Annotated in this window: 19 protein-coding genes and 1 riboswitch; of the genes, 14 read left to right on the forward strand and 5 right to left on the reverse strand. The window is 42.5% G+C overall.

All coding sequences use genetic code 11. The features are described from left to right. The first annotated feature begins 44 nt into the window (after positions 1-44). Together M2369_RS01110 and pheA are read left to right on the forward strand one after the other, a co-directional pair. Positions 45-488 carry an ACT domain-containing protein gene (locus tag M2369_RS01110; protein ID WP_008342790.1) on the forward strand — a complete coding sequence of 148 codons (444 nt, stop codon included), beginning with the start codon at positions 45-47 and terminating at the stop codon, positions 486-488. Between the two features lie 18 nt (positions 489-506). Beyond that, complete coding sequence (pheA, locus tag M2369_RS01115) at positions 507-1385, forward strand: prephenate dehydratase (protein WP_041506794.1); 879 nt, start codon at positions 507-509, stop codon at positions 1383-1385. 24 nt (positions 1386-1409) lie between these two features. On the opposite strand, the gene M2369_RS01120 is transcribed toward pheA, so the two are convergent. Together M2369_RS01120 and M2369_RS01125 are read right to left on the reverse strand one after the other, a co-directional pair. Further along, on the reverse strand, positions 1410-1949 hold the full coding sequence (locus M2369_RS01120; protein ID WP_017367723.1) for a transcription repressor NadR: 540 nt from the start codon (positions 1947-1949) through the stop codon (positions 1410-1412). Between the two features lie 3 nt (positions 1950-1952). Continuing rightward, the gene (locus M2369_RS01125; RefSeq protein ID WP_041506795.1) at positions 1953-3101 is read right to left on the reverse strand and encodes an IscS subfamily cysteine desulfurase; all 1149 of its coding nucleotides are present in this window, start codon (positions 3099-3101) and stop codon (positions 1953-1955) included. Positions 3102-3193: 92 nt separating this feature from the next. Here M2369_RS01125 and nadB point away from each other — a divergent pair, with 92 nt between their 5' ends. The 5 genes from nadB (at position 3194) to M2369_RS01150 (ending at position 8782) form a co-directional block, all read left to right on the forward strand. Continuing rightward, positions 3194-4765: an L-aspartate oxidase gene (gene nadB, locus M2369_RS01130; RefSeq protein ID WP_081105441.1), complete on the forward strand. Its 1572-nt coding sequence runs from the start codon at positions 3194-3196 to the stop codon at positions 4763-4765. Beyond that, positions 4747-5610: a carboxylating nicotinate-nucleotide diphosphorylase gene (gene nadC / locus M2369_RS01135; RefSeq protein WP_024718392.1), complete on the forward strand. Its 864-nt coding sequence runs from the start codon at positions 4747-4749 to the stop codon at positions 5608-5610. The genes nadB and nadC overlap by 19 nt, the downstream gene beginning before the upstream one ends. After that, positions 5597-6706 (forward strand): quinolinate synthase NadA, encoded by a 1110-nt coding sequence (nadA, locus tag M2369_RS01140; RefSeq protein WP_047947110.1) that lies wholly within the window; start codon positions 5597-5599, stop codon positions 6704-6706. Before nadC ends, nadA begins: the two co-directional genes overlap by 14 nt. Before the next feature lie 131 nt (positions 6707-6837). Then, positions 6838-8028 carry a SafA/ExsA family spore coat assembly protein gene (gene safA, locus M2369_RS19335; RefSeq protein ID WP_035701736.1) on the forward strand — a complete coding sequence of 397 codons (1191 nt, stop codon included), beginning with the start codon at positions 6838-6840 and terminating at the stop codon, positions 8026-8028. 133 nt (positions 8029-8161) lie between these two features. After that, positions 8162-8782 carry a YhcN/YlaJ family sporulation lipoprotein gene (locus tag M2369_RS01150; RefSeq protein WP_072367488.1) on the forward strand — a complete coding sequence of 207 codons (621 nt, stop codon included), beginning with the start codon at positions 8162-8164 and terminating at the stop codon, positions 8780-8782. Positions 8783-8828: 46 nt separating this feature from the next. On the opposite strand, the gene M2369_RS01155 is transcribed toward M2369_RS01150, so the two are convergent. Beyond that, complete coding sequence (locus tag M2369_RS01155; protein ID WP_008342767.1) at positions 8829-9461, reverse strand: LysE family transporter; 633 nt, start codon at positions 9459-9461, stop codon at positions 8829-8831. A 238-nt stretch (positions 9462-9699) separates the two neighbouring features. Next, a riboswitch (TPP riboswitch) is annotated at positions 9700-9809 on the forward strand. 126 nt (positions 9810-9935) lie between these two features. Between M2369_RS01155 and thiC the strand changes: the two genes are divergently transcribed. Next, on the forward strand, positions 9936-11696 hold the full coding sequence (thiC, locus tag M2369_RS01160; protein WP_259253297.1) for a phosphomethylpyrimidine synthase ThiC: 1761 nt from the start codon (positions 9936-9938) through the stop codon (positions 11694-11696). A 31-nt stretch (positions 11697-11727) separates the two neighbouring features. On the opposite strand, the gene M2369_RS01165 is transcribed toward thiC, so the two are convergent. Further along, a complete protein-coding gene (locus M2369_RS01165) occupies positions 11728-11877 on the reverse strand; it encodes a hypothetical protein (protein ID WP_162835670.1) in 150 nt (49 codons plus the stop codon). 192 nt (positions 11878-12069) lie between these two features. On the opposite strand from M2369_RS01165, the gene M2369_RS01170 reads away from it, so the two are divergent. Next, on the forward strand, positions 12070-12252 hold the full coding sequence (locus M2369_RS01170) for a hypothetical protein (RefSeq protein WP_008342761.1): 183 nt from the start codon (positions 12070-12072) through the stop codon (positions 12250-12252). A gap of 32 nt (positions 12253-12284) precedes the next feature. On the opposite strand, the gene M2369_RS01175 is transcribed toward M2369_RS01170, so the two are convergent. Then, entirely contained in the window at positions 12285-12929 is a 645-nt protein-coding gene (locus M2369_RS01175) for a serine/threonine protein kinase (protein ID WP_017367714.1), read from the reverse strand. A gap of 226 nt (positions 12930-13155) precedes the next feature. On the opposite strand from M2369_RS01175, the gene M2369_RS01180 reads away from it, so the two are divergent. The 5 genes from M2369_RS01180 to queA all read left to right on the forward strand — a co-directional run bounded on the left by M2369_RS01180 (position 13156) and on the right by queA (position 16693). Then, positions 13156-13668, forward strand: coding sequence for an intercompartmental signaling factor BofC (locus M2369_RS01180; RefSeq protein ID WP_008342756.1), 513 nt, complete (start codon positions 13156-13158; stop codon positions 13666-13668). A 147-nt stretch (positions 13669-13815) separates the two neighbouring features. After that, positions 13816-14421 carry a Holliday junction branch migration protein RuvA gene (gene ruvA, locus M2369_RS01185; protein ID WP_047947106.1) on the forward strand — a complete coding sequence of 202 codons (606 nt, stop codon included), beginning with the start codon at positions 13816-13818 and terminating at the stop codon, positions 14419-14421. An 11-nt stretch (positions 14422-14432) separates the two neighbouring features. Further along, positions 14433-15437: a Holliday junction branch migration DNA helicase RuvB gene (gene ruvB / locus M2369_RS01190; RefSeq protein ID WP_007501501.1), complete on the forward strand. Its 1005-nt coding sequence runs from the start codon at positions 14433-14435 to the stop codon at positions 15435-15437. Next, on the forward strand, positions 15430-15630 hold the full coding sequence (locus M2369_RS01195; protein ID WP_008342752.1) for a DUF2905 domain-containing protein: 201 nt from the start codon (positions 15430-15432) through the stop codon (positions 15628-15630). The genes ruvB and M2369_RS01195 overlap by 8 nt, the downstream gene beginning before the upstream one ends. Before the next feature lie 34 nt (positions 15631-15664). Continuing rightward, complete coding sequence (queA, locus tag M2369_RS01200; RefSeq protein WP_039167059.1) at positions 15665-16693, forward strand: tRNA preQ1(34) S-adenosylmethionine ribosyltransferase-isomerase QueA; 1029 nt, start codon at positions 15665-15667, stop codon at positions 16691-16693. Positions 16694-16700 lie beyond the last annotated feature (7 nt).

The raw sequence follows: 16700 nt of genomic DNA on the forward strand, positions 1-16700 counted from the left end.
GTCCAGTTCATGGGCTCTCCCGTTTTTAAAAGGGGAGAAAACAGGTGAAAGAAGAAACGTTCTATTTAGTAAGAGAGGATGTACTTCCGGATGCGATGCGAAAAACGCTTGAAGTCAAAAAGCTTCTCGATCGCAAAAAAGCGGATTCAGTTGCCGATGCTGTTCAAAAAGCGGATTTAAGCCGCAGTGCTTTTTATAAATATCGAGATGCTGTTTTTCCATTTTATACAATGGTCAAGGAGCAGATCATCACATTGTTTTTCCACCTGGAGGATCGGTCTGGGGCTTTGTCTAGGCTGCTGCAAATTGTGGCTGACTCTGGCTGTAATGTGTTATCCATTCACCAAACGATTCCGCTGCAAGGAAGAGCGAATGTCACCCTGTCGATCAGTACGGCCGGCATGGCAGATGATATCAATACAGTCATGAATCAATTAAGAAAACTCGAATTTGTCGAAAAAGTTGAAATTCTAGGTTCTGGGGCGTAAAAGGAGAGATCATAGCAGATGAAGCAATTAACGGTAGGTTACTTTGGACCAGAGGCCACATTTACTCATTTGGCTGTCTGTTCTTGTTTTCCAAAAGAAGCAGAGCAACGGGCTTATACAACCATTCCGCAATGTATGGATGCCGTGTCAAAGGGAGAAGTAGATTTGGCGGTCGTTCCACTTGAAAATGCACTCGAAGGATCTGTGAACTTAACGATTGATTATTTAATTCATGAGGACGCTTTGTCCATTGTGGGCGAAATGACAGCACCGATTCGCCAGCACCTGCTTGTCCATCCATCGAGAGCGGAGAGCTGGGAGACATTAGATGTGATTCAGTCACATCCGCACGCCATTGCGCAGTGTCATCAATTTTTGAAGAGACAGTTCCCTGATATTCCGCATCGGCCAGTGGAATCAACAGGCTATGCAGCAAAATACATCAGTGAGCATCCAGATGAAGCTGTTGGTGCGATTGCAAATGAAATCGCCGCAAAAACGTACGGATTGACGATTGCGAAAAAAGACATTCATGATTATCCGCACAATCATACACGCTTTGTTATTTTACATAAAGAGGCGAAGGCATCGTTCCCAATGAATTCTGGTTTTTCTTCAAAGCCAAAAACGACCATTGTTGTCAGCCTGCCAAAGGATGATCAGTCTGGTGCATTGCACCGCGTGTTATCAGCTTTTTCATGGCGGAATCTCAATTTGTCCAAAATTGAATCGCGTCCGACAAAAACAGGCCTTGGACACTATTTATTTATCATTGATATCGAAAAAGAGATGGATGATGTACTTGTCCCTGGCGCCATTCAAGAATTAGAAGCGATTGGCTGTGAAGTGAAACTACTCGGCAGCTATCAAACATATGAATTAACGAATGAAAAATAGTGTCCTGCAGGGGACACTATTTTTTTAGTCTTTAATGAGAAATCCAGCGTCATCAAGCGCTTGAATGGCTTGGTCAAGCTGCTTTTGGCTGTATGAAGTAAGGGTATGTAAGTGTACGCCGTCTGTCAGCTCTGATAAGTAGGAGGCGCCCGTATTAGAAATATGATGAACGAAGTCAGCCACTTGTTTGCGCGTACTCACTCGAATAGAGGCCGTTAGCTCCCCGTAGACAGGGTGCTCAATGATCACGTCTTTCACCGTTACACCGTAGTCTACAATCAGTGTCAGCTCCTCTTCTGTACGATGAGGATCGTGCTTGCAAGCGATAATCTGTTCAATTTCAGTTTCCGGTGTATGCTGCGCCATATACACATAGCCTTGGCTTGTGGCAATAATGGGTTCGTTTTTTGCTTTTAGTAATGAAATATCTTGTACAATGACTTGTCGTGAGACAGCGGCTTTTTTGGCTAAAAAACTTCCGGTGAGTGGTGTATCTGTCTCTTTCAGCCACTTTAAAATGGCGTTTCTTCTTTCTTCGCCAATGAGTTTTCTCTCTTGTTCCACGTTTTATGCTCCTTTCTTCTCCTTTTGCAAGCGCTCAAATGTATGCAAAAGCTGATCGATGTCATCCTTTGATGATCCTCGTCCAAATGATAGTCGAATAAATTGAAGGGCATCACGATCTGATACATGTAATGCCTTTACAGCAGGGGAAGGGTGATGATAACCAGAAGCGCATGCACTTCCAGTAGATATACAAATTCCCTGCCGATTACAAGCTAACATTACATATTGTCCTTCAAACCCTTCAAAAAAACAACCAATAATATGAGGGAGCGTGTGACGCTGGTCACTTTCTTGCAGCATGCGGACAGGCAGCTGCCTTTTTTTTAGCTGCTGAAGAAAATAATCACGAAGCTGAATATCTAGCTGTTGCTGTTGATCTATTTTCAGCATGATTTGCTCGCTCGCGGCCACAAAAGCACCAATGCAAGGTACGTTCACTGTCCCTGGGCGTAGACCATTTTCCTGTACAGTATGTTGATATATAGGCTTCCAAGGGACATGTGCTCCCATATAGACAGCACCGGCGCCCTTAGGTGCATACACTTTATGACTCGAAATGGAGAGGGCATCAACCCCAAGTTCTTTAATCGACACATGCATTTTTCCGAATGTCTGCACTGCATCTGTATGAAAAAGAATATCTCTTTCTTTTAAGACCGTCGCTAATTCAGCTAATGGCTGAATAATCCCAGTTTCTGAGTTGGCATGCTGGATGGATACTAGTCCGGTTTCAGGCAATAGAGCCTGTTTGAGAATCTCCTTTGTGATAATTCCTTCTTGATTCGGGTCTATGACCGTCACCTTCACACCGAGACGCTGCAAGGCATTGACCGCATGATGAACAGAAGGGTGCTCTACTGATGTGGTAATGACATGCTGTTTATGTGGAGGTAGCCCATTTATGATCGATTGAATCGCAAGGATATTGGATTCAGTTCCGCCACTTGTAAAGTAAATGCCATCAGGTTCGCCCCCTAGAATCGCTGCAAGTGATTGTCTGCTGTAAGCCAAGATTTCATTTGCTCTTCCTCCTGCATCATGCAGGCTGCTCGCATTTCCGTAACATTCTTTGCTCAACTGCTGAAATACATGCAGTGATTCCTCAGAAACAGGTGTAGAAGCTGCATAATCTAAATAAATCAAATCCATCCATCTCCTGTGTGAAAATTTTTTCTTGTATTTATTGTAGTGTTGTGTAATGATATGTGTCAAGACAGGTGTAAATGACAGGAGGGGCAATTGTGTCATCTATCAAAAAAGTCATTGTGGTGGGGTCGGGCATTGCGGCTCTTTCCTTTGTGAATACGATCTCAGAGAACTGCCAAGTCATCATGATGACAAAAAAACAATTTTCCTCTAGTAATTCCATGCTCGCACAAGGGGGAATCGCTGCAGCCTTTTCCGCACATGATTCTGTCGATCAGCATGTGCAAGACACTTTAGCTGCGGGGTGTGGTCACAATGATGACAAAACTGTACAGGAGATCGTCCGTCATGGAAAAGATCTTGTAAAGAAGCTCGTAGAAGAGGGCTGCCCATTTGATCGAGATGAAACGGGAATCCCGCAGTTAGGTAAAGAGGGAGCCCATACGACCCATCGTATTCTGCATGCAGGAGGAGATCAAACGGGAAAAACCCTCGTGCAGTTTTTGAAAGGGAAGCTCGGCTCACACATTCAAGTATACGAAAACCATCATGTCATCGATCTATTGGTTCATGAAGGGGTATGTACAGGTGTTGTGTGGAAAGACGAAAAAGGTCATGTACATACAATGACCGCAGATGCAGTTGTATTATCCACTGGCGGCTGTGGATCCTTATATGAGACAAACACAAATGATCCGTCTGTGACAGGAGATGGTCTGATGATGGCCTATCGCGCAGGGGCACAGCTAGTAGATCTCGAATTTGTGCAATTCCATCCGACCCTTTTGACCACTTCAGGTAAAGCGATCGGGCTCGTATCAGAGGCAGTCAGAGGAGAGGGCGCCTATTTAGAAGATGAATCAGGCAGGCGGATCATGAAAGGAATCCACCCACAGAGCGATTTAGCGCCTAGAGATGTGGTGGCAAGGACCATTTTCCATGAGCAGCAACTCGGTCATTCCATTTATCTGAACATCCGTGATATTCCGCATTTTTCTGCACGTTTTCCTGCGATTGCTTCGATGTGTCAGCGTGCGGGAGTTGATATGGCAAGCGGAAGGCTGCCAGTTTCACCCGGTATGCACTTTTTAATGGGTGGAATTAAGGTGAATGAACATGGAGAAACAACAGTTCCATCACTTTTCGCCATTGGTGAAGCTGCTTGTACAGGTTTACACGGCGCCAATCGACTGGCAAGTAATTCGCTCTTAGAAGGTCTCGTTCTAGGAAACAACGCAGCACGGTATATTGAGCGGTTGCAAACCTGGCAAGATAAAAACCTTGCTCCTTCCATTCAAGAAGTATGGTCTGTCCCAACGGTGTCACTGGCTCAGCTCAGAAAATGGATGACAGCATATGCCGCAATTGTGAGAGATGAGAAAGGCTTACAGACTTTGCTCGATCATTTAGAACAAGTCTCTTTTCAGCAAATCAATGTGAAGGATATCACAAATGAACAGATCGAAATAACTAATCAATGGGCTTTAGCCATATGCCTTGTCAAATCCGCATTACTCCGAACAGAAAGCAGGGGAGGTCATTATCGCACAGATTATCCTAATCGGCATGATGCTTCGTGGCGAGCAAAACAGATTGTACATGAACAGGGCCATATTTATATCGTAAAAAATGAAAGGATTGGTGCCAAATGGAACGTTTACAGTTAAAGCAAATGCTCACTCATTTTTTAAAAGAAGATATTGGGTTTGGAGATGTATCCGCTGATGCCATCTTTGGAGACAAGAAAGGAACAGCTTACATCATGGCGAAACAATCAGGCGTATTGGCCGGGACGCAAGTCATTGATATGGGATACAAACTGCTGAATGAACAAGTTCAAACTGAGCTGTTTTTCCAGGAAGGTGATTGGATTCAGGAAGGGGCTGTACTGGCACAAATAACTGGCCCCGTCAACGACTTGCTGAAAGGGGAGCGGGTGGTGTTGAATATCCTGCAAAGAATGACAGGGATTGCTACACTAACGCATGAAGCAGTAGAGCGATTAGCTGATCCATCTATTACGATTTGTGATACGAGAAAGACGACACCCGGTTTGCGCATGCTGGAGAAGTACGCAGTAAAAGTCGGAGGCGGAAAGAATCATCGTTTCGGCTTATCCGATGGGGTGATGATTAAAGATAATCATATTGCGGCTTGTGGTTCTATCAGGGAAGCTGTGGAGAAAGCAAGAGCATACGCCGGTCATATGGTGAAAATTGAAGTGGAAATTGAATCAGAAGCACAGCTGATGGAAGCCATTGATGCCAAAGCAGATGTCATCATGTTTGACAACTGCTCTCCAGACGAAGTGAAGCGCTTTAAACAAATGACCCCTGAAACCATATTGACAGAGGCATCAGGCGGCATCACGTTAGAGAATGTGGCTAACTACCGGGGGACAGGTGTAGACCTTATTTCACTTGGATTCCTCACACATTCTGCTCCATCATTCGATTTTAGTATGAATATGGAATTCAGCCATAAAGGGGGAACGACTCATGTCCATGCTTGATGTGTTAGCAGCGCAGCATACAGCCATGATGCCAGATGAATATAAACAGCGCTCTTATGATGAAATGAAAGAGAGAGTATTAGAGATTAAACGCGCCTTTGGATCAAAGCTTTTTATACCGGGTCATCATTATCAAAAAGATGAAGTCATCCAATTTGCTGATGTGACAGGTGATTCATTGCAGCTTGCACAAATTGCTGCTGACAATCACGAAGCAGAATACATTGTATTTTGCGGGGTTCATTTTATGGCAGAAACGGCCGATATGCTATCAAAAAAGAATCAGCACGTCTTTTTGCCAGATATGAGAGCTGGCTGTTCAATGGCAGATATGGCGAATATGAAACAAACAGACAGGGCGTGGGATAAGCTCACTGAGCTGTTTGGAGATACGATCCTTCCGCTGACTTATGTAAACTCAACGGCTGATATTAAAGCATTTGTCGGCAAACATGGCGGATCGACTGTCACATCTTCAAACGCTAAAAAAGTATTGGAGTGGGCGCTGACCCAAAAAGAGCGGATTCTTTTTCTTCCTGATCAGCATTTAGGGCGTAACACGGCCTATGATTTAGGGATTCCGCTAGAGGAAATGGCTGTCTGGGATCAAATAGAAGAAAAGCTCATCACCGACCAACCGCTTCATCGAATCAAAATGATTTTATGGAAAGGTCATTGCTCTGTTCATGAGAAATTTACCATTGAGAATATTGAACAAACGAGAAAACGAGACCGTGACATACAGATTCTTGTTCATCCAGAGTGTACGCATGAAGTCGTAAAGGCATCTGATCTAGCTGGTTCAACGAAATTTATTATTGATACGATCAAGCAGGCACCAGCAGGAAGCAAGTGGGCCATTGGAACAGAAATGAATTTAGTGAAACGCATCATTGACCAGCACCCTGACAAACAAATCGAATCCCTCAATCCAGATATGTGTCCATGTTTGACAATGAACCGTATTGATCTGCCTCATCTACTATGGTCACTTGAAAGCATTGAAAAAGGGGAGCCAGTTGGTTTGATTCAAGTAAATGAAGAGACGACAAAAGAGGCATTGCTCGCTTTAAATAAGATGCTCACCATTAAATAATGAAGTGTCCCCTCCTATCAGAAAACAAGTTTTTATCATATCGGCTTGTAAATAGGCATAAATTTATGTTGAAACATATTGTACTTCTGACATAACCGCTACGTTCACGTTTTGCATAGGAGGGGAAAACGTTGAAAATTCATATTGTGCAAAAAGGAGACTCCCTTTGGAAAATTTCAAAGAAGTACGGAGTCGACTTTCAAGAATTGAAAAAATTAAATTCGCAGCTCAGTAATCCAGATTTGATCATGCCAGGAATGAAAATCAAAATTCCATCTAGTGGTGTTCCTGTGAAAACCGATCATCACAAAGCAAAAGAAATGCCAAAAGCAAAAGAACACCCGTATGTAAAAGAAAAGCCAAAGGATGTCGTGCAAGTTCAAGATACGAAGCCGAAGGAAAAGCCGAATGAACCGGTACCTTATGTGCCACCAGTACCAAAGATTGAACAGCCAGTTTTTCCACAAGTTGATGTAAACTATTATCAGACGAATCTCTACCAGCCATTCACGCCTCCTCCCAAAAAAGAACATCATGAGAAAAAAGATCACGTTCATGAAAAGAAAGATCATGTTCATGAGAAAAAGGATCATAAAGATCACAAGGACCATTTTCATCATGAAAATAAGGATCATTTCAAAGATGAAGTGGCAAAGGGATATGATCCATTCATTCATATCCCACATCAAAAAGAGGAGGGAAAAGATATGGAACATAGTAATTACCCAAACCTTCCTAATTTCCCGCAAATGCCGAATGTTGGAGGGGCAGCAGTAGGGGGCATGGCTGAAAATAAAGAGCATCACCACCATCATCAAGAGTCATATGATCCTTATTATGGTTATGGTCATTACATGCCAGCAATGTATCCATATCCGCAGCAAATGGTACCCGCTTCTCCTATTTTACCGGGATCAGGCCTTTGTTATCCGGTACAGCCGTATTATCACCATCACATGATGCCGTATCCTTACCCGGCGGCTCAGCCTTATTATCCTGCGTATCAAGCACCGGCTTATTATGGTGAACATCATGAGCATCATGCAAACGATGGGCATCACTGGCACCACCATATGCATCCAAATGCAGGAGCGAATGCGAATGCCAATCAAGGCTTTTATCCAAACGCTCCAAATGAAGCATATGGCAAGGAAGACTGCGGATGCGATGATGGTATGAAGCATCATCAGCCATGGCCTGGACATTATCCAAACCCTGTTCCATATGGTCAAATGGGTGCTTATCCAGCTCAGCCTTATATGCAGCAGCCTTATCAAAACCCATCTGTCTTTGCAAGACCAGAAGAAGACGAAGAAGATTAATGACACAAGGGACGATCTCAATCGTTCCTTTTTTTGTTTATAACTGACAGCTTGTTTTTGTCCTCAACTGTACATGCTAAAACAGAGCCTGTTTTGCGCTCATGAGATTCAATTTGTACAGGGGGTTTTTCGTTTGAGACAAAAATGGCAAAAAACAATCGCCTTAGTGCTTCTACCTATTGGATTAACGGCATGTGGTACAAATAACAATGCGGGTGTAGATACACGTCATAATCAATCAGGCCAGCCAGTTGGATACCACTCCAATCAACAGGCAACAGACAACAATCAAGATCATCAAGGACCGGTTTCTGAGCTTATGGAGGGAATGAACGGAAGAAATACAACGAATGTTGATGATCGTTCACGCCCTACACAGGATCAAGTGAGAATGCCGCTTACTGGTGGAGATGGACGCTACAGTCATGGAGATATGAACTATCATAACCAAATGTCGTTCTCTGGCTACGATAAACAAGAGAACATCCAGCGTTCAAGAAAAATCGCCAACCGAGTGAACAAAATGAACCATGTGACAGACTCACAAGTCATGGTGACGGATGAAAATGTGTATATTGCTCTTAAAACAGATGGGCGCTTGACATCAGAGGGTGTATCACAAGTAGAAGAAGCAGCGACTCGTTATGCAGATGGAAGAGCTGTCCAAGTCATTAAAGACGAAGGCGTATTTACACGCTTCAGAGATATGAGAAAAACGCAATTTGAAACAGGTCAGACAGGCATGACCCGCTAGGCGGGAATAAAAAAGGCTAAAGTTCATGACGAACTTTAGCCTTTCTTTAAAAATACACTTTGATCCCGATATAAAATTCATAAAAGAAATAACAGCCAAACCCAAGTAATAAAATACCGGCAATAATGGATGTCCACTTGATCATTGTTCGATTCATCACTTTTCTTGTTAGGGAAACAATCGTGAGAAGACCGATGTCATGAAGAAGAATCCCTGCCAAAATACCCGCAGCAGCCAATATAAATTCAGATGAATTTGTATTCGTATAAGCATCTGCCAGTACAGCACCAAACACAGATACCCAGAACACAAGGTTTCCAGGTGATACCGCGACGAGCAGCCCATTTCGGTATGTTTTAGCGAATGATTTATTCACTTTTTCTCCTGCTAAATGGATGTCTTGATCCGCATTTTTAATCGAATCGTAGGCAAGAATCATTAAAAAGATGGCACCGATCAGCCAGAGCGGAATTTGGATAAAGGGCAAAGATAAAAATTGAGCAAATCCAGCATATAAAGCCAAGATGAGCAATATATCGATGGTCATACCACCAGCACCTACAGTTAATCCATGAAAGAATCCGTTTTTTAATCCCTGCTTTGTCATTTCAACCGTGATCGCTCCAACAGGTAGAGCAATTGAGAATCCAACGACGATAAATGTAAGAAATGTTTGCAATCGACTAGAACTTCCTTTGAATCATGTTCGTATAAAAATTCTCCGTTTAGATTAATTATACATATTAGGAGAAAAGGATCAATGATTATTTCTGATTTAATCGAAATGAGAGAGATAGATCGTGTATAGAAAGATGTATATCGTGACGATCGTGTATTCATTGTAGGGGAAAGGAACTATTTTCCTGAAACTTCTTTTTTTCATTTCTCAGCTATGCTACACTGTTGTGGAAATCAATATAAGTGACTAGGGGTGCCCGGAAATGCGGGCTGAGAGAGAAGACAAGCTTCTTAACCCTTTGGACCTGATCTGGCTCGTACCAGCGTGGGGAAGTTGAAGATGATACATGTGCCATATGAATGGCATACATGTTTTTTTCTGACGACGAAACCAGGTTCTTTACATAGAATCTGGTTTTTTGCTGGTGCTGATTCCATCCTGTCCGGTGACACGAAAAGAAGGAGAGAACAGCAAATGAATGAAAAGACAAATGTTCCATCAACGCAATCTTTATTATCAAACTTTGAAGGCAGTCGAAAGGTATATGAACAAGGCTCAAGACCTGACATTTTGGTGCCAAAAAGAGAAATTGTGCTCACAAATACAGTGACACAAGCAGGTGATATCCCAAATGAACCGATTCGTGTGTATGATACAAGTGGACCGTATACAGATGAGGAGGCTCATATTGATGTCACAAAGGGATTAAAGCGCCTGAGATCAGCATGGATTAAAGAAAGAGAAGATACTGAAAGCTATGAAGGGCGTCAAGTAAAGCCAGAAGATAATGGATATCGCTTGAACGGGAAAGAATCCTTTCAAGCTGCCCATACAGAATTTCATCATGTGCCGCTCCGCGGGAAACAAGGTGCTTGTGTGACGCAAATGCATTATGCAAAAAAGGGCATCATTACGCCTGAAATGGAGTTTATCGCTTTGAGAGAACAGCTAAGTCCTGAGTTTGTTAGAGAGGAAGTGGCTAGTGGGAGAGCGGTCATTCCAGCGAATATCAACCATCCTGAAAGTGAGCCGATGATCATCGGAAAGAATTTTCACGTGAAAATTAATGCGAATATTGGCAATTCAGCTGTGACATCGTCCATTGAAGAAGAGGTGGAGAAGATGACATGGGCAATTAGATGGGGGGCAGATACGATGATGGACCTGTCTACAGGAAAGGACATTCATACAACGAGAGAATGGATTATCCGCAATTGCCCAGTCCCAGTAGGAACTGTCCCGATTTATCAAGCACTTGAAAAAGTGAATGGAATCGCAGAAAATTTGACGTGGGAAGTATACCGAGACACATTAATTGAACAGGCAGAGCAAGGGGTTGACTACTTCACCATTCATGCGGGCGTCCTGTTAAGGTATATTCCGCTCACAGTCGACCGGGTCACAGGAATTGTTTCCAGAGGCGGAGCCATTATGGCAAGATGGTGTCTCGCTCATCATCAAGAGAACTTTCTGTATACCCATTTTGAAGAAATTTGTGAAATCATGAAAACATATGACATTGCCTTTTCGCTTGGGGACGGGCTCAGACCGGGATCCATTGCGGACGCAAATGACGAAGCGCAGTTTGCAGAACTCGAAACGTTAGGGGAATTGACAGAGATCGCTTGGAAACATGATGTACAGGTCATGATTGAAGGACCTGGTCATGTTCCAATGGATAAAATCAAAGAGAATGTCGATAAGCAGATGGAGATATGCAAAGAGGCACCTTTTTATACGTTAGGTCCTCTAACAACAGATATTGCACCGGGATATGATCATATTACATCCGCGATCGGTGCGGCGATGATTGGCTGGTACGGAACCGCCATGCTGTGCTATGTGACACCAAAAGAGCATTTAGGTCTGCCGAACAAAGAAGATGTAAGAGAAGGCGTCATCGCTTATAAAATTGCTGCACATGCAGCTGATGTAGCAAAAGGACATCCTGCTGCTCAAAAGCGTGATGATGCCTTATCGAAAGCGAGATTTGAATTCAGATGGCGGGATCAATTTCACCTGTCACTTGATCCAGAACGAGCGCTGGCATTCCATGATGAAACATTGCCTGCTGAAGGTGCTAAAACTGCTCACTTCTGTTCCATGTGTGGACCAAAGTTTTGCAGTATGAAAATATCTCATGACATCCGCAACCAATCAGAAGAAGTGAAAAGAGAGATGGAGAAGAAGGCAAAAGAGTTTATCAGTCAAGGAAGTCAAATCTATCAATCCTAAAAAAAACCTCGCACTCCTCTAGTGCGGGGTTTTATAAAACGGCTGAAATGGCTTTTCTCACGAGGTGGAAAAATGCTCTTACTGCAATCGCCATCGTTTCAATACTTGGGATGAGGGCATCTGTTAAATGAAACAGGACTGTTTGTCTCTCTGGAGATGTTCGTTTTTTCTTTTGTTTCATAAAGGCAGCCTCCTTTTCATTCAATATACATCTTTTGAACAGTATATAGATAGATATGTTGTGCGAATTTAAACAAAATTTAAACTTCTTGTGTTTAGAAGGAAAGAAGCAGGGGAAACGGATTGAATAGAGAATGAATGAAAAGAGCTGACCTATTTGGTTAGTGAACAAGACAGAGTGGAAGGTGATCTTATGATGAAAGTATTTAAGGTAACATTTCATATGAACAATGGGGAAGTGCTCGATTTCGAGCTGAAACGTCCAGCTACCTATGATGTGTATAAAAAAATTGAGGAAGCCAATCATTGGTTTAAGCTGAATAATGAAATCATTAACCTATTAAATGTGAATAGTATCCATGTAGAAACAGAATAAAACAGAAAGCCGCTCTTTTCGAGCGGCTTTCATTATGCAGTAAAATCATTTCGGTTGTTCAGCTGACCTCGAGACAGCCAGTTTTTCTTATACAAATAGGCAATCACTTCAAGCCACAGACGCGGCGCTTTTTTAGGAAAAAAAGGTTTTTGATAATAGGCGTATGCAGCTTTTAAATCATCCCATTGATGACATGTTTTCGTTTGCGTGAAGCGGGCGACGTCAATGACCCTGACGCGGCCATCCTTTGTTAAAATTAAATTTCGCAGATGAATATCAGAAGGATTTAAACCTTTCGCGCGTGCTTCTTCCAATGCATCATCTACTTGTTCAATCATTTGTTTTTTGATCGGAATTCCTTTTGTTAGGCATTCATAGAAAGTATAACCTTTAATATATTCCATTAAAATATACTGATCCCCAGACTCGTAAATCTCAGGATAATAGGAGGAGCCGGAAAGTTTTTCATAAATTGCAGCCTCTTTGCGGGCGATGTTTCGATAAGAAGGAAAAAAGACTTTTAACGCCATTTTCTTGCCGTCTTTTTTGTATGAAAATACATAGGCACTTCTTCCTTTGCCGCACAGCTCAAGCTCAGCCGGTTTAAAGACGAGCTTATTAAAACGCTTTTCTTCTTGATACTGAATCGATTCGGCTAATCTTTTGACATCTGACATTGACTTCACCTTCTTTGGTTTCAGTTTATGCGGCTGAAAAACGAATGATGAAAAAACCATGTAATTCGGTAGAGCAATGGATTGTATAAAACATAACATTTACGCACGAAGGATACAACGAAAGACTCTCAATATGTGTCAAGACATCGATTTGGTTAATGTGTAGCAAAATGGGTCAAACTACATATGTCATGCATCGATCTTATGTTCTAAAGAGGTGTAAATAGTGAAAGTGAAAATAAAGTATTTCGTTACAGGACTTATCATGACAAGTGTACTCTTTTTCGCTGTTGATATGGAAGCAGCAGAACACTTGCAAAAAGAGTCAAAAACCATCAACGTTCAGCTTGAAAAGGTCTATCTAGACGGCGATGTAAGTATTGAAAGACAGCGGGCATCATTAGAAGACAAAGACACATTTTGGGCCCAGTATAAGGGCTGGACATTGGTAGAACAGCGAGAGGATTTTGCCCTTTTTAGAAAACAAATTGACGATATATCGCCTTTGAGTAAAGCAAATGGATATATCGGATTATCAGAAGACGGCGTGATTTCTACGTTTCATGGAAGGCCTGACGGGTGGGCGGAGCCTATTCATCTCTTTTTTCAAATTGATACGTCCCGCTTGGAAAGTCATGTAGAGCAGCAGCTTGCACAAGGCATTCCGTTTCGAACAAAAGATGAATTTGAGCATGTGCTTGAAGTCATGAAACCTTACCGAAATGAACAATCGTTTTAATCGTATGACAGCTTGCTGGTGTGAAGACCGCAAGCTCTTTTTCATGGGTTGACTATGAAAAAAGGCTGAGCGAACGTATGTTAACTTTTATTACGGTTTTCTCTTCGATTTATGTTACAATGGAGAACAGTCAAAGAGGTGAAAACGGTGATAGAGTTTGTAAAAGGGACCATTGATTATGTGTGCCCGCAATATGTTGTCATTGAAAACGGCGGAGTGGGATATCAAGTCTATACCCCAAATCCGTTTATCTATCGAGTAACAAAACAAGAAACGATTTATACGTATCATTACATAAAGGAAGACGCTTTTTCGTTATATGGATTCCAAACACGAGAAGAAAAAGCGTTGTTCACAAAACTGTTAAATGTCACAGGGATTGGACCGAAGGGTGCGCTTGCGATTCTTGCTTCCGGTGACCCTGGCGCTGTCATTTCAGCGATCGAACGAGAGGATGAAGCTTTCCTCATTAAATTCCCGGGTGTTGGCAAAAAAACAGCACGTCAGATCATTCTAGATCTGAAAGGGAAGCTCGCAGATGTGGTGCCTGAAATGATAGGAAACTTATTTAACCACGAGGATCATATTCAGGTTGAAACACAGCAAAGCGCTTTAGATGAAGCGGTTGAAGCCTTAAGTGTCCTTGGGTATGGTGATCGTGAAATCAAAAAGGTTCTTCCTTTATTAAAAGAAGAGAAGAATCTTACAACCGATCAATATGTGAAAAAAGCTTTACAAAAAATGTTGAAATAGGGTGATGTCTCATGGATGAACGGCTCGTCTCAACTGAAGCAGACAACCATGAATCAGCCATTGAGCAAAGTCTGCGTCCACAGACGCTTAGTCAATATATTGGCCAGCAGAAAGTAAAGGATAATCTCAGCGTATTTATTGAAGCTGCCCGAATGAGGCAGGAAACACTGGATCACGTCCTTTTATATGGACCGCCGGGACTTGGGAAAACAACGCTTGCGTCGATTATTGCCAATGAAATGAATGTTCAGCTGCGTACAACGTCTGGACCGGCGATTGAACGCCCTGGCGATTTGGCGGCGATCTTAACATCTCTTGAACCTGGCGATGTTCTGTTTATTGATGAAATTCATCGCTTGCAGCGTTCAATAGAGGAAGTGCTATATCCAGCGATGGAGGACTTTTGTCTAGATATCGTGATTGGAAAAGGAGATACAGCACGCTCTGTGCGGCTTGATTTACCGCCATTTACGCTTGTAGGTGCTACAACCCGTGTTGGGCTTTTAACAGCGCCGCTTCGTGATAGGTTTGGGGTTCATGCAAGATTGGAATACTATGAGCAAAGAGATTTGGCTCACATTGTAGCAAGAACAGCCGAGCTGTTTGAGATTGGGATCGACATTCGTTCAGCTGAAGAGATTGCAAGAAGATCTAGAGGCACACCGAGGGTCGCCAATCGTTTGCTCAGAAGAGTAAGAGATTTTGCGCAGGTGCTTGGAAATCATGCGATCACACAAGACATTGCAGAAGATGCTCTTGAGCGTCTGCAAGTTGACAGACTCGGACTTGATCATATCGATCATAAGCTGCTTTTAAGTATGATTGAAAAATTTAGAGGCGGTCCTGTTGGACTTGATACGATCTCAGCGACAATTGGAGAAGAATCACATACGATTGAAGATGTGTACGAACCGTATTTACTGCAAATTGGTTTTCTGCAAAGAACACCAAGAGGGCGGGTCGTCACAAGAGAAGCGTATGAACATTTTCATATGGAGGTTCCGATTCGTGACTGAATTCCCTAAAATGTTGATGATTTTAGGTGGTGTCCTTTTTGCCGCAGGTTTAGTGTTTCAATTGGTTGGGAAACTTCCAGGCGATATTTTCGTGAAAAAAGGGAACGTAACGTTCTTTTTTCCTGTGATTACATGCATTGTCATTAGCATCGTCCTAACCATTTTACTCAATGTCTTCGGACGGATGAAATAACGTTAACTAGTTAACTACAGAATAGGTGAAGGAAATGAAGTTAGAACTATTTGATTTTGATTTACCAGAAAGATTGATTGCACAAGTGCCGCTTGAAAAACGAGATGCATCAAGACTGATGGTCTTACATAAACAAACAGGTGACATCACACATGATACATTCTCGCAAATCACAGATTACTTTCAAAAGGGTGATTGTCTCGTTTTAAACAATACACGTGTATTGCCTGCACGTCTGTTTGGAACGAAAGAGGATACGGGTGCTAAAGTGGAGCTGCTTCTTTTGAAACAAGAAGAAGGAGACAAATGGGAAACGCTCGTGAAACCAGCAAAACGTGTGAAAAACGGAACAGTCATTACATTTGGTGATGGACGATTAAAAGCGGTATGTACAGAAGAACTGGAACATGGCGGAAGAAAAGTTGAGTTTCAGTATACAGGCATTTTTTATGAAGTACTTGAATCCTTAGGTGAAATGCCGCTGCCTCCGTACATTAAAGAGCAGCTTGATGATCGTGAGCGTTATCAAACCGTTTATTCCAAAGAGGTTGGTTCGGCTGCTGCGCCTACTGCCGGCCTTCACTTTACAAATGAACTGCTGGATGCACTGAAAGCAAAAGGAGTGCATATTGCGTTTATTACGCTCCATGTAGGGCTTGGCACATTTCGACCGGTCAGTGCTGAACGCATTGAAGAACATGAAATGCACGCAGAGTTTTACGAAATGAATGAAGAAACGGCAGAAGAGCTTAATCGCGTGCGCAAAGAAGGCGGGCGGATTATTTCAGTCGGAACAACTTCGACAAGAACGCTTGAAACCATTGCAAGTGCTTATGATGGTGAATTCAAAGCGTCAAGCGGCTGGACGTCGATTTTTATTTATCCAGGCTATACATTTAAGGCAATTGATGGCATGATCACGAATTTCCACTTGCCAAAATCGTCTTTAATTATGCTTGTCAGTGCATTAGCTGGACGAGAACACGTCCTAAAAGCGTACAATGAGGCTGTAAAAGAGGAATACCGATTCTTCAGTTTTGGCGATGCCATGCTGATTCAATAACATCATA

Source organism: Bacillus sp. JUb11, assembly GCF_024807925.1.
Lineage (GTDB): Bacteria > Bacillota > Bacilli > Bacillales > Bacillaceae > Bacillus > Bacillus altitudinis.